The sequence below is a fragment of the Pseudarthrobacter niigatensis genome, from assembly GCF_030812615.1.
Taxonomy (GTDB): Bacteria; Actinomycetota; Actinomycetes; order Actinomycetales; family Micrococcaceae; genus Arthrobacter; species Arthrobacter niigatensis.
In genome coordinates, this window is sequence record NZ_JAUSTB010000005.1 from 297305 (window position 1) to 310254 (window position 12950).

General features: G+C 67.6%; 12 protein-coding genes. 4 read left to right on the forward strand and 8 right to left on the reverse strand.

What is annotated here, in order from left to right; all coding sequences use genetic code 11:
• Positions 1-2: 2 nt before the first annotated feature.
• Genes J2T23_RS10275 through J2T23_RS10290 form a run of 4 tightly spaced genes read right to left on the reverse strand, consistent with a single transcriptional unit; the run spans position 3 to position 4400 of the window.
• Entirely contained in the window at positions 3-1106 is a 1104-nt protein-coding gene (locus tag J2T23_RS10275; RefSeq protein ID WP_307359661.1) for a mandelate racemase/muconate lactonizing enzyme family protein, read from the reverse strand.
• The gene (locus J2T23_RS10280; protein WP_307359664.1) at positions 1106-2011 is read right to left on the reverse strand and encodes a 5-dehydro-4-deoxyglucarate dehydratase; all 906 of its coding nucleotides are present in this window, start codon (positions 2009-2011) and stop codon (positions 1106-1108) included. The genes J2T23_RS10275 and J2T23_RS10280 overlap by 1 nt, the downstream gene beginning before the upstream one ends.
• On the reverse strand, positions 2008-2973 hold the full coding sequence (locus tag J2T23_RS10285) for an NAD-dependent epimerase/dehydratase family protein (protein WP_307359666.1): 966 nt from the start codon (positions 2971-2973) through the stop codon (positions 2008-2010). The genes J2T23_RS10280 and J2T23_RS10285 overlap by 4 nt, the downstream gene beginning before the upstream one ends.
• A gap of 11 nt (positions 2974-2984) precedes the next feature.
• Positions 2985-4400 (reverse strand): Gfo/Idh/MocA family protein, encoded by a 1416-nt coding sequence (locus J2T23_RS10290; RefSeq protein ID WP_307359669.1) that lies wholly within the window; start codon positions 4398-4400, stop codon positions 2985-2987.
• A gap of 356 nt (positions 4401-4756) precedes the next feature.
• Between J2T23_RS10290 and J2T23_RS10295 the strand changes: the two genes are divergently transcribed.
• Complete coding sequence (locus J2T23_RS10295; protein ID WP_141159399.1) at positions 4757-5791, forward strand: LacI family DNA-binding transcriptional regulator; 1035 nt, start codon at positions 4757-4759, stop codon at positions 5789-5791.
• Between the two features lie 25 nt (positions 5792-5816).
• Here the strand turns inward: J2T23_RS10295 and J2T23_RS10300 are convergent, their stop codons facing one another.
• Complete coding sequence (locus J2T23_RS10300) at positions 5817-6509, reverse strand: FadR/GntR family transcriptional regulator (RefSeq protein WP_307359672.1); 693 nt, start codon at positions 6507-6509, stop codon at positions 5817-5819.
• Positions 6510-6575: 66 nt separating this feature from the next.
• Between J2T23_RS10300 and J2T23_RS10305 the strand changes: the two genes are divergently transcribed.
• The gene (locus tag J2T23_RS10305; protein ID WP_307359675.1) at positions 6576-7913 is read left to right on the forward strand and encodes an alpha-hydroxy acid oxidase; all 1338 of its coding nucleotides are present in this window, start codon (positions 6576-6578) and stop codon (positions 7911-7913) included.
• A 3-nt stretch (positions 7914-7916) separates the two neighbouring features.
• Here the strand turns inward: J2T23_RS10305 and J2T23_RS10310 are convergent, their stop codons facing one another.
• Positions 7917-8528 carry an ArsR/SmtB family transcription factor gene (locus J2T23_RS10310; RefSeq protein ID WP_307359677.1) on the reverse strand — a complete coding sequence of 204 codons (612 nt, stop codon included), beginning with the start codon at positions 8526-8528 and terminating at the stop codon, positions 7917-7919.
• A gap of 69 nt (positions 8529-8597) precedes the next feature.
• A complete protein-coding gene (locus J2T23_RS10315; RefSeq protein WP_307359679.1) occupies positions 8598-9809 on the reverse strand; it encodes an acetoin utilization protein AcuC in 1212 nt (403 codons plus the stop codon).
• A gap of 104 nt (positions 9810-9913) precedes the next feature.
• Here J2T23_RS10315 and J2T23_RS10320 point away from each other — a divergent pair, with 104 nt between their 5' ends.
• Together J2T23_RS10320 and J2T23_RS10325 are read left to right on the forward strand one after the other, a co-directional pair.
• Positions 9914-11347 (forward strand): TrkH family potassium uptake protein, encoded by a 1434-nt coding sequence (locus J2T23_RS10320; RefSeq protein WP_307359681.1) that lies wholly within the window; start codon positions 9914-9916, stop codon positions 11345-11347.
• The gene (locus J2T23_RS10325) at positions 11340-12026 is read left to right on the forward strand and encodes a potassium channel family protein (protein ID WP_026265713.1); all 687 of its coding nucleotides are present in this window, start codon (positions 11340-11342) and stop codon (positions 12024-12026) included. The genes J2T23_RS10320 and J2T23_RS10325 overlap by 8 nt, the downstream gene beginning before the upstream one ends.
• Before the next feature lie 61 nt (positions 12027-12087).
• On the opposite strand, the gene proC is transcribed toward J2T23_RS10325, so the two are convergent.
• Positions 12088-12921 (reverse strand): pyrroline-5-carboxylate reductase, encoded by an 834-nt coding sequence (gene proC, locus J2T23_RS10330; protein WP_141159394.1) that lies wholly within the window; start codon positions 12919-12921, stop codon positions 12088-12090.
• Between the last annotated feature and the right edge of the window lie 29 nt (positions 12922-12950).

Below are 12950 nucleotides of genomic sequence, written 5' to 3' on the forward strand. Positions count from 1 at the left end.
GGCTACAAAGCGTCCCGGAAGCGGAACCCCAGTCCGGGCTGGTCCGTGAGCGTCACCCGGCTGTTACTGAACCGCACGGGCGCCGGCGCGTCCAGGATCCCCAGCTGTTCGAACGACGCCTCCTCGACGTCCTCCACCAGGGTGGGCTCCGCCAGGGTCAGCGCCAGCTGGCCGGAGAGTTCCGGCAGCAGGTGCGGCATGACCTTGATGCTGTGGGTACGGGCGAGCTCCACGATCCGCCGGAACGGGGTAATGCCGCCAACCCGGATGATGTTGGGCTGGATGATGTCCACCGCCTCCGCCTCGATGAAATCGCGGAACCGGTAGAGGGTGTGCAGATTTTCGCCGAGGGCGATGGGCACCGGTGAATGCTTGCGCAGCCTGCGGTAGGCCCACAGATCGTCCGCGCGGAGGGGTTCCTCCAGCCAGTCCAGCCCGAATTCGGCCAGGACCTCCAGAGCGCGCAGGGTGGTGGGCAGGTCCCACCGCTGGTTGGCGTCGATCATGAGCCTGCGGTCCGGACCCAGGACGGAGCGGACGGCGGCAACGCGTTCGCGGTCCTCGCGGAGGTCCGGCTTGCCCACTTTGATCTTTACTGCCTGGTGGCCGGCGGCAACCCAGCGTTCGGCCTGCGCCACCAACTCTTCCAGGGTGTAGTGCAGGTTCACGCCGGAACCGTACACCTCGGCTGACTCCTGACGCTGGCCCAGCAGGCCGGTGACGGATGTGCCCGCACGGCGGGCCTGCAGGTCCCACAGCGCAAGGTCCACACCGGCCATCGCAATGGTGGTGAGCCCTCCGCCGCCGGCCTCGTGCAGCCGTTTCCACAGGGCGTCCCAGACAGCTTCGGGGTTCGCCGGCAGGCCGCTGACAAAGGGCGCGATGTCATAGTCCAGCAGCGCCTTGACCGCCTGCGGTCCGATGGTTGGCGTCCAGGAGAAACCGTGCCCCGCACCGCCGTCGTCCGTGTGAAGCTCCGTGACGATCACGTGGTTCTCCGGCGCCTCCGCGCCCCAGTGCCGGCGGAGTGGGACGGTCAGGAGCCGGGTGGACAGGCCTGTGATGCGTGGGGTGCTGCGCGTGGCCGCGGCCGCCGGGGCGCTCATCAATGCCCGGCCAGCTCGTAGCCCTTGGCGAGGATGGCCTTAAGCTCCAGTAGTTGGTCCTCCGTGGGATCCACCAGCGGCGGGCGTACCGACCCGACCGGCAGTCCACCCAGCCGCAGCCCGGCCTTGACCAGCGACACCCCGAACCCCGGAGTCTGGTCGCGCAGGCGCACCAGGGGTGCATAGAACCCTTCGAGCAGGGCGTTGCGGCGGTCCTCATCCCCGGACTCATAGGCATCGTAGTAGGCCTTCGCAATTTCCGGGGCCATGGCGAACGCCGCGGAGGAGTACAGCGGGATGCCCAGGCCGCGGTAGGCGCCCTGGGTCAGTTCAGCCGTGAGGAGTCCGTTGAAGAACGCGAAGTCCGTCCGGCCCGTTGCCTTGACGGCAGTCACGATTTCCTGGGCCAGGCCAACATCTCCCAGCCCGTCCTTGAAGCCAATGACCTTGGGGTTCGCGGCCAGCTTCGCCATGGACGCAGCGGTGAACTTGGCGTTCCCGCGGTGGTAGACAATGACCGGCAGGCTGCTGGCACCGGCGACAGCCTCGATGTAGGCCACCAGGCCGTCGGTGGGGCCGGTCACCAGGTAGGGCGGCAGCACCAGCAGGGCGTCGGCGCCGGCTTCCTCCGCGGCGCGGGCGGCGGCGAGGGCGTGGCCCAGCGGTCCACCGGCCCCGGCCACCACGGGGACCTTCCCGGCCACAACCTCGACGGCGGCCGCCACCACGGTGCGGACCTCATCGATGCTGAGGGCGTGGAATTCGCCGGTGCCGCAGGCAGGAAAGACGCCGCCGGGGCCGAAGGGCAGCCGGGAAGCGATGTGCTCCTTGAGCAGTTCCACGTCAACGGCGCCTTCGGCCGTGAACGGGGTGACGGGAAAGAACAGTACGCCGTCGAATTTCATGGTGTCTCCTTGCTCCCGCCGCCGGCAGTAACCAGCGCGGAAGCCTCGTCGTTGAGGGTGTGTCGGGACGTGAGTTCGGTGCGCCAGCTGCGCCGCGGCTGCCAGCCCAGGAGTTCCTCTGCCTTGGCGATGGAGAAGGCGGGACTGGTTCCGGTCAGGCCTGCACTCAGGGCTTCGCTGCCTGGCAGGAACCGGGGCATCAGCTCCGCGAGCGGCGCGGTTGCCAATGCGTCCGCGGCTCCGACGAAAAAGGTTTCCCCGTTGGGAATCTCGTTCATCTTTTGGAGCAGCAAATCCAGGAAGTCCGCCACGTCCCGCGCATCGACATAGTTGAACAGCGCCGGTGCAGAGAGGGCCGGGTCGGCGAGCCGTTCGGCAAGGGTGTGGCCCTGCTGCGTGGGGGCGCCTTCCCATTCTTCCGGGGAGATGACGAAGCAGGGGCGGAACGCGGCATAACGGATCCTGTCCCCCTGGGCTGTGGCGAACATCTGCATGGTCTGCTCCGCGATGAGCTTGGACAGCGCATAGGCGTTCCAGGGCTTCGGCGGCGTCCGTTCATCAAGCGGGAACGACGGCGGAAGCCAGCCCGCGGGCGAGCCGTAACCGAGCACGGTGGGGCTGCTGGCCGTGATGATTTTGGGCACCCCCACCTCCGTCGCCGCGCTGATCACGGCGAAGGCGAGCCGGGTGTTTGTGGCAAAAATGACGTCCTCCGGCGCACTGAACGGCACCGCAATCGCCGCAAGGTGGATGACGGCGTCGGGCTTTGCCTCCCGGAGGAGGCGCAGCGCCTCTCCCGGAGCCAGGAGGTCCGCGGTTTCCTGCACGACGCCGGGCGGCAGCAGTCCTGCGGGCACGGCCTCGCGGTCCACGGAGGTGATGTGGTTGCCGGCCTGTGCCAGGCCCGCCACCACGCTGCGTCCCAGGCGGCCGGAGCCGCCGGTGACAAGGATCCTGCTCATGGTGTCCCCCCCTACCTGCCGCGACGAAGGTCGACGCCGAGGTCCAAATCCTCGACGCGCACGGGCAAGGACGTTTCCAGGGACCGGTTGCCGGCAATACCCACGGACACCGAGCGCAGCCCGTCCAGGTATCCGGAGGGACGGCCCAACGGGTCTTCACCCGGGCCGTTGAAGAGGTCCGAGAGCAGGAGATCGTCACCGCCGCCGTGGCCGCCTTCACCGTTGACGATCGGCACCTCGTACGCGGCCTCCCAGTGGCGCTGGACCACCAGCCGCTCACCGTTGCGGCGCACGGCATCCTCTTCCTCCACGGGGGTTGCGCTCGGGTCCACCACGGTCTTCTTGCCTGTGCTGTGCAGGACGGCGGCCCGTTCCACCACTTCAAGCTCGGCCCGGCCCTCGGTGCCGTTGACCGCTACCCGGTAGCCCTCCCACGGGCTGTGCGCGTTCAGCGAATAGCTCAGGCGCGGCCCGCCCTGGTACTCCACCACCAGCGCCAGGTTGTCCTCAATGGTGATGCCCGCGGTGAAGACATCCTGGTCGCGGCGGTAGCCGTCGTAGTGTTCGTTGTCCAGGAAGAGCGCCTTGAGCCGCTCGTCCTCCCTCAGGTCCAGAGTGAACGGGTCCTTCGCGCCGGCGGGGGCATCGGCGTCGGGCGTTCCGCGCTCGGGACGGGGGCCCAGCCCGCGTTCGGCGGCGTTCTTGTCGCCATAGAACTTCAGGCCGCCGGAGGCGAAGACCCGCTCCGGGACGTCGTCGATCCACCAGTTAACCAGGTCGAAGTGGTGGGAGGCCTTGTGGATGAGGAGGCCACCGGAGTTCTTCTTATCCCGGTGCCACCGCCGGAAGTAGTCCGCGCCGTGGACGGTATCCAGGACCCAGCTGAAGTCAACCGAGGTGACCTTGCCGATCACGCCGCTCTGGATGATTTCCTTGAGCGCGCTGTTGCGCGGCGAGTAGCGGTAGTTGAAGGTGACCACCACGTTCCGTCCGGTCTCGTGGACGGCCTCGACAATGCGGCGGCAGCTTTCGGCGTCAATGGTCAAGGGCTTTTCGACGACGACGTCCGCACCGGCCCGGAGCCCCTCCACGATGTAGTCGGCGTGGGTGTAATCGGGCGTGGTGACGATGATCCGGCCGATGCCGTTGGCTTGGATGAACGCTGTCAGGTCCGCGGGATCAAAGGACGCCACCGGTCCCGGCGCGCCCAGTTGCTGGATGAGCTTCTGGTAGAACTCCACGCGACCCGGGTTCACGTCCGAGAAGGCCACCAGTTCGGCGGTGTCCGCGTGCTTGCCGTAGATGGCACGGATGTACATCTCGGAACGGCCGCCCGTGCCGATCAGGGCGATGCGGGTCTTCCCGCCGTCCTTGGCATTGGCCTGCGCGGCAGCTGCGGCCGACGTCGTCTCGGCTGTGTTGACCATGGGGTCCCTTTCGAAAGCTCATCTGCGGCCGTGGGAACGGCGCCTGTGGTTTGGCGGCGGCACTCTGCTGCCCCGATTGGAAAGCAAATGAGAAAGCGTTTTCTCGGTTGTCTATAAAAGTTGTACCAACCCGGCGAGGCATCCGTCAACCATTTCCGGTACTGGAGGAAAGCGCTTTCTTCCCAGCCGGCTCAGGTCCCCGGCCGCCGGGCGGGGAACATGGCTGGGAAAAGCATAGAAATCGCTTTCCTGCCCCCGTATATGCTGTCATTCAAAGCAGGTTGCCATCGCGGCCGGCCGCCCGGACACCAACTGGTCGCGGCAGCCCCGGCGGATGGCGCGAACGAAGGGTTCCCATGGCCAGGAAATCGGCAAGCGGCCGGATCGGCATCGCTGATGTCGCAGCCAAGGCGGGGGTTTCCCATGCCACGGTCTCGCGTGTCATGAACGGCAACTTCACCGTGGACCCGGACATTGCCGCCAGGGTCCGTGCAGCCGCCGCCGAACTGAAATACCAGCCCAATCCCGTGGGCCGGAGCCTGGCCCTCGGCAAGACGGACACCATAGGGATTGTGGTGCCGGACCTGGCCAACCCCACCTTCCAGGCGATCCTCCGCGGCCTAAGCCGGGCAGCCGCCCAGGACGGTTACCGCGTGCTTATCGCGGATTCATTCGAAGTGTCCAGCGAGGAGTCCATCCTCGCAGGCGAGGCGCGCAGGCGCTGTGACGGACTGGTCCTGTGCGCTCCACGCATGACCGATGCGGAACTGGAGGAGATCGCACCCTCGCTGCACCCGCTGGTGCTGATCAACCGCACCACCTCCACGCCGAACGTGCCCAGCCTGGTGGTGGACTACGGCCAGGGCGTCCAGGACATCGCGGGGCACCTTGTGGAGCTGGGCCACACCCGCCTGGCCTTCCTCGCGGGCCCGCCCCGCAGCGCCTCCAATGAGATGCGCCTCCAAGGCCTGGAAACGTTCAAGGCGGCCCACCCCGAGGTGGAGGTGACCATGCTGGACGGTGGCTCGGACTTCGACACCGGCCATGGGGCAGTTGATGCCGTCCTGGCAAGCGGGGCCACCGGAATCCTTGCCTTCAACGACCTGGTGGCCATGGGCCTGATGAGCGGCCTCCACGAACGCGGGCTGGACGTCCCCGGCGACATCTCGGTAACGGGCTTCGATGACATTCCCTTTGCCAGGTATACGACGCCGGCCCTCACCACCGGCGCGGTCCCCATCACCGAACTGGGAGAGCAGGCCTGGCAGCAGCTCCGGGCGTTGATCCGCAACGAGGCAACCGGAACCCCCGGCGGCCACTACCAGCCGCGGCTCGAAGTCCGGGCCAGCACGGGCCCCGCCAAGGCGCCCCGCAGCACGGTCCACGGCTAAGCCTTTCATTACGCTGCGCCCAGGATTATCCCGCGCCCAGCCCGGCCTCTTTGTAGAACCCCTCGATATGGTCGGCCACCAGCCGGGCTGCCCGGCTCCCATCGCCCTCCTTGACCGCGGCGAGGATGGCATGGTGCTCGGTGCGCAGGCGCGAGGCTGTGGCGTTCCAGTCCGGCAGGTTTCCGGTCAGTCGGGCCGCGTACCCCTGGATGGATTCGCGCAGCGATCCCATCATGGCGCTGACCACCGCATTGCCGGCCGCGTGGGCCAGGGCCAAATGGAACCGGACATCAAGGGCCAGGAAATCATCCACGGACAGGCCTTCGGGCGCATCCATCGCCGCCAGGAGCGTGGCCGCCTCTTCCAGCTCCGGCGCATCCCGGCGCGCCTGGGCGGCAGCCCATGACTCCAGGAGGACCCGGGTTTCCACGATGTCTGCCACCGGCAGGTGCTGGGTGGCCACATGGAGCCGAAGGGCCGAGCCAAGGGCGGCGGCAGGATCAGAGATCACGACCGTCCCGGCGTCCGGACCGGAACCGACACCGGACCGCACTACGCCCATGGCTTCGAGGATCCGAATGGCCTCACGTACCGAAGTCCGGGAGACCTGGAGCTGTTCGGCCAAGGTGCGCTCCGCCGGGAGCCTGCCGCCGACCGCCAGGTCGCCGGCTGAGAGCCTGTCCTCGATCCAGTGCAGGACCAACTGGTGGGTGCGCATAGGCCAATGGTACTTGATGTGGTTGGACCACATGCCCTAGAGTGTGGTTGGACCATAGGAGGAGCCATGACCCACACCATCCAGCCCAACAATCCGGAAGCCACCCCGGCGCCGGATGCCACGGACATTCCCGCAGCGCCGGCACCCGCCGGGGCTCCGTCGTCGTCCGCCCTGCCTGCCGCCCTGAAGCGGCGCGTCCCCAAATACTCGGACCTGGCGCCCCTGATGCAGTTCAAGAAGCCGGAGTTCAGCAGGGCTGCCCGGCTGCAGCGGGCCAGCACCATCTGGGAGCTGCGCGACATCGCCAAGCGCCGCACCCCCAAGGCGCCCTTTGACTACACGGACGGGGCCGCGGAAGAGGAGATCACCCTCCGCCGCGCCCGCCAGGCATTCCTGGACATCGAGTTCCGGCCCGGCATCCTGCGGAACGTCTCCAGCATCGACCTCAGCACTGAGATCCTGGGCAAGCCGTCCCGGCTCCCCGTCGGCATCGCCCCCACCGGCTTCACCCGGATGATGCAGTCCGAGGGCGAGTACGCCGGATCGCAGGCCGCCGAAGCCGCAGGCATCCCCTACACCCTGTCCACCATGGGCACCGCCTCCATCGAGGATGTGGCCCAGGCCGCCCCGAACGGCAGGAACTGGTTCCAGCTGTACCTGTGGACAGACCGGGACCGCTCGCTGGAACTCATTGAGCGCGCCGCCAAAGCCGGCAACGACACCCTCATGGTCACCGTGGACACCGCCGTGGCGGGTGCCCGCCTCCGCGACGTCCGGAACGGCATGACCATCCCGCCGGCGCTGACCCTCAAAACCGTGCTGGACGCCTCCTACCGGCCCGCCTGGTGGTTCAACTTCCTCACCCACGAGCCCCTGACCTTCGCCTCGCTGTCCCGCTACACCGGCACGGTGGCCGACCTGATCAACTCCATGTTTGATCCCACCCTCACGTTCGGGGACCTGGACTGGCTGCGCGAAACCTGGAAGGGCAAGCTGGTGGTCAAGGGCATCCAGACCGTCGAGGACGCCCGCAAGGTGGTGGACCACGGCGCCGACGGCGTGGTCCTGTCCAACCACGGCGGCCGCCAGCTGGACCGGGCCCCCATCCCGTTCCACCTGCTCCCGGAGGTCAGGCAGGCCTTCACCGCTGACAACAGTGACGCCGCCATCATGCTGGACACCGGCATCATGAGCGGCGCGGACATCGTGGCTGCGCTGGCACTGGGCGCCGACTTCACGCTGATTGGCCGCGCCTACCTCTACGGGCTGATGGCAGGCGGACGCGCGGGCGTGGACAGGACCCTGCAGATCCTTGAGAAGGATATGGCCCGCACCATGGCGCTGCTGGGAGTCAGCCGGATTTCCGAGCTCACCCCGGACCACGTGCGGCTGCTGCCCCGGTAAGTCCTACTTTTTGCGCCCGAATTTCGGCAGGTTTGGGAGGTTGGCCAGCAGGTCGGCTGCCTTGGTGGCGGCGCGGCCAACGGTCCTTCCGATTTGCTGCGGCACGGTGTCGTCGCTCAACGGGGCGGCCGTACCGCCGGGAATGACGACGGCGGGGCTCAGCTCCGCGCCTTCCCTCACCAGGACGGGCGCAGGAATGTCCTCCCGGGCCGGCTGCGAAGGCCCGGCGGCCCGGGGGGCCTGCGGCGGCGGGGCTGCCGCCGCGGCGACGCTTTCCTGCAGGTGGGCCGGGACCGGCTGGTCGGCGGCCACCCGGACCGGCCCGTCCGGCGAGGCTGCGGCGCTGCCGCCGCTGCCGACGTCGAACGTCTCAAGCCAGCTGGCGATGCCCTCCAAAGGGCCCCGGTTCAGGGCGTAGTAGCGCTTCTGTCCCTGCGCGCGCATGCTGACCAGCTGTGCTTCACGGAGGACTTTCAGGTGCTTGGAAATGGTGGGCTGGCTCGCCGCCAGTTCCTCCACCAGTTCCCCCACGGCTTTGTCGCCTGCCCGAAGCGCCACCAGGATGTCCCGCCGGGTGGATTCCGCTATGACGGCAAATACGTCGTCTGTCACCATGCCTCCCACCCTAGCGACATATACGTCTAAAGGCATCAACTATTTCGGCGGCACACGGTTTCGGCCGGACTAGTCGAACCAGGGGTCCAGCCCGTGCAGCGGGAACACTGCCTTGCGGGTGGCCATGACGGTGCGGTCCACGGCGTCGTTGGGGTCGAAACCCACCTCCCAGGACCGCCACCAGAGCTCCACGTCGTCCCCCATGAGGGTGGGCGCCTCCCTGCCGAACTTCTCCATCACGTACTGCCGCCAATCCCCCGGCACGGGAGTCCGCAGCGGCACGGGACGTCCCGCAGCGATGGCCACCAGGTGGCTCCAGGTCCGCGGCACTACGTCCAGCACGTTGTAGCCTCCGCCGCCGGTGGCGATCCAGCGGCTGCCGCAATAGCGCTCGGCCAGATTACCGACGGCGCTGGCCGCCTCGCGCTGCCCGTCCACGCTGAGGTTGAGGTGCGTGAGGGGGTCGTTGCGGTGCGAATCGCATCCGTGCTGGCTGACGATCACCCCCGGTTCGAAGGCCCCCACAAGCTGGGGCACCACGGCGTAGAAGGCGCGGAGCCAGCCGGCGTCTGAGGTACCGGCCGGCAGGGCGACATTCACGGCCGTCCCCTCGGCAGCCGCACCGCCGGTCTCGTTGGCGAAGCCGGTCCCGGGGAAGAGGGTCAGCCCCGTCTCATGCAGCGAGATCGTGAGGACCCGCGGATCGTCCCAGAAGATGTTCTGGGTACCGTCCCCGTGGTGGGCGTCGACGTCGATGTAGGCCACCTTGCCCACGCCGCCGTCAAGCAGCTTTTGCACGGCAAGGGCGGCGTCGTTGTAGATGCAGAATCCGCTGGCGCGCTCCCGGGCCGCGTGGTGCATACCGCCGCCGAAGTTCACAGCATGCACGGCCGATCCTTCCAGCAGGCGCTGGGCTGCCAGCAGCGAGCCGCCTGCCAGGCGGGCTGCGGCCTCGTGCATGCCGGCGAACGCGGGATCATCCTCGGTTCCCAGCCCTCGTGATTCGTCGGGGCGGGTGGGGTCCGCGCTGACCCGGCGGACTGCTGCCACATAGTCGGCCGAGTGGACGGACTCCAGCTCTGCGTCGGATGCCACCTCCGGAGCTGCCAGGTCAACGTGGTCCAGGTCGAAGAGCCCGAGGCTGCGTGAGAGGCGCGCGGTAAGGTCCATGCGCTCCGGTGCCATGGGGTGGCCGGGGCCGAAGTTGTAGGCTGTCATGTCAGGACTCCACGCCACCATCGTTGGCGGCGCGGGCTGGCGGAGTCCGGGCAAGTATGTCATCAATCACAGGCTACCCGAGCCTGTGCCGCCGCCGGCCCGGCCATGACGCCGGCTTTAGTGGTTTACTACTGAAGGAAGCCGTTTCAACCGAGGAAAAGCCACACATGACGCAAAGCCAGTCGAGGCCCCGGACGCCGGCCCCCTGGCACCCCCCGGCGCAGGACCGGGAGGGCCTCTGGATCTTCACCCGGCTGCGCGACTTCATTGACGACATTGCCAATACGTCCCCCGCGCGGCTGGCACTGACTGCGTTCGCCGCCGTCTGCACACTTTTTACTTTCCTGCTCACCCTGCCGGTCTCTGCCGCCGACGGAACCCCCACCCCCATCCACCAGGCGTTGTTTACGGCGGTCTCGGCGGTCTGCGTCACGGGACTCACGGTGGTATCGACGGCGGCCCACTGGTCCTTCTTGGGCCAACTGGTAATCCTGGTGGGCATCTTCATCGGCGGCTTGGGCACCTTGACCCTCGCCTCGCTGCTCGCCCTCATGGTGAGCAAGCGGCTGGGCGTGCGCGGGAAGATCATCGCCGCGGAATCCATGAACAACGCAGGCCGCCTGGGCGAAGTGGGCACCCTGCTGCGGATCGTCATCACCACTTCAGTGGTGATCGAAGGCATCCTGGCGCTGGCATTGATCCCGCGCTTCCTTACTTTGGGCGAGCCGTTCTGGCAGTCTGTCTGGCACGGCATCTTCTACGCCATTTCATCGTTCAACAACGCCGGCTTCACCCCCCATTCGGACGGCATCGTGCCCTACGAAACGGACCTTTGGATCCTCATCCCCCTGATGGTGGGCGTCTTCCTGGGCAGCCTGGGCTTTCCCGTGGTGATGGTGCTGCAGCAGAACGGGCTGAACTGGAAGAAATGGAACCTCCACACCAAGCTCACCATCCAGGTCTCACTTATCCTGCTCGCCGCGGGCACGTTCCTGTGGGCCCTGATGGAGTGGGACAACGCCCGGACCATCGGACCGATGGGCCTCGGTGACAAGATCACCCACTCCCTGTTTGCCTCGGTCATGACGCGTTCAGGCGGGTTCAACCTGGTGGACCAGAACCACATGGAATCCACCACCAAGCTCCTGACCGACGCGCTGATGTTCGCCGGCGGCGGGTCGGCGTCGACGGCGGGCGGCATCAAGGTGACCACCATCGCCGTGATGTTCCTGGCCATCGTTGCCGAGGCCCGCGGCGATGCCGACGTGAAGGTGTACGGCCGGACCATTCCGCAAGGCACCATGCGCGTGGCCATCTCCGTGATCGTTGCCGGCGCCACCCTGGTTTCCGTCTCCGCCTTCCTGCTCCTGCAGTTCAGCGGCGCAACACTGGACCGGGTGCTGTTCGAGACGATTTCGGCCTTCGCCACCGTTGGCCTGAGCACCGGGCTCAGCGCAGAGGTGCCGCCCGAGGGAGTCTACGTCCTCACGGCCCTCATGTTCGCCGGCCGCGTGGGCACCGTAACCCTCGCGGCGGCACTGGCCCTGCGCCAGCGCAGCCAGCTGTACCACTACCCCGAAGAGAGGCCGATCATTGGCTAGTTCCACAGACGCCCCCCGGCGCCCCGCCCACAACGCTCCGGTCCTGGTGATCGGGCTGGGCCGCTTTGGATCATCCACCGCGGAGCAGCTGGTCAAGCAGGGCCGGGAAGTGCTCGCCATCGAACGGGACCGGAACCTGGTGCAGAAATGGGCGCCCCTCCTGACCCACGTGGTGGAGGCCGACGCCACCAACATTGATGCACTCCGCCAACTGGGCGCCCAGGAGTTCAGCTCCGCCGTCGTGGGCGTGGGAACCTCCATCGAGTCCTCGGTACTGATCACGGTCAACCTCGTCGACCTGGGCATCGAGCACCTCTGGGTCAAGGCGATCACCCCGTCACATGGCAAGATCCTGACCCGGATCGGCGCCAACCACGTCATCTACCCCGAGGCCGACGCCGGCGTCCGCGCCGCACACCTGGTGTCCGGCCGGATGCTGGACTTCATCGAGTTCGACGACGACTTCGCCATCGTGAAGATGTACCCGCCACGCGAAACCGTGGGCTTCACCCTGGACGAGTCAAAGGTCCGCTCCAAGTACGGGGTGACCATTGTGGGGGTGAAGTCCCCTGGTGAAGACTTCACGTACGCCCGGCCCGAGACCAAGGTGTCTTCGCGGGACATGCTGATCGTTTCCGGCCACGTGGACCTGCTGGAGCGGTTCGCCGCCCGTCCATAGCCTGGGGCCCCCGCCGGCGAGGGCCCCGGCCCGAGCTTGCGAGGGCAGGGAGCGGTGGGGATTAGCCGAGCTGCCTGGTGATTTCCGCGGCCCGGTCAGCTGCCGCGCGTGCTCCGGCAGCGATGATGGCCGGGATGCCCTGTTCGTCAAACGTGGCGATGGCGCGTTCAGTGGTGCCGTTGGGGCTCGTGACGGCCTTGCGCAGGGCTGCAGGGTCGGCGCCGGGTTCGGCCAGCATGAGGCCGGCACCGGCCACGGTTTCGCGGGCCAGCAGGAGGGAAAGCTCGCGGTCCAGGCCCAGTTCCTCCCCTGCGGAGGCCATGGCCTCCGCCAGGTAGAAGGCGTAGGCGGGACCGGAGCCGCTGATGGCCGAGAGCGCGTCCACCTGCTCTTCGGGCACTTCCACGACAGTTCCGGCACCCTGCAGGAGGTCTTTGACCATTTGGAGCTGTTCGGGGCTGCAGTGCGTGCCGGGCGAGACGGACACGACGCCGCGGCCCAGCTTGGCGGGCGTGTTGGGCATGGTCCGGATCACCGGCTGCCCCGCGGGGAGTGCGGCCTCCAGCTGGGCGATGGACACGGCCGCGGCCACGCTGACCACCACGGTTTCCGGTGACAGCGCGGGGCTGATTTCCCTCGCCAGGTCCGCGATGCCCACCGGCTTGACGCCGAGGATGACCACCGCAGACCCCTTGGCGGCCTGCCTGTTGTTGTCCGGTTCTTCCTCACCGGCAATGGCGGTGATCCCTTGGTAGCGCTGGGCGAGTTCCGAGGCGCGCTCCGCGCGGCGGACGGTGGCCACCACATCCCCCGGGTCCTTCCCTGCCTCCAGCAGGCCGCCAAGTATGGCTTCGTTCATGGATCCACAGCCAAGGAATGCGATTCGGTTGCTCATGCCTCCATCATTACAGTCCGCAGGCATTC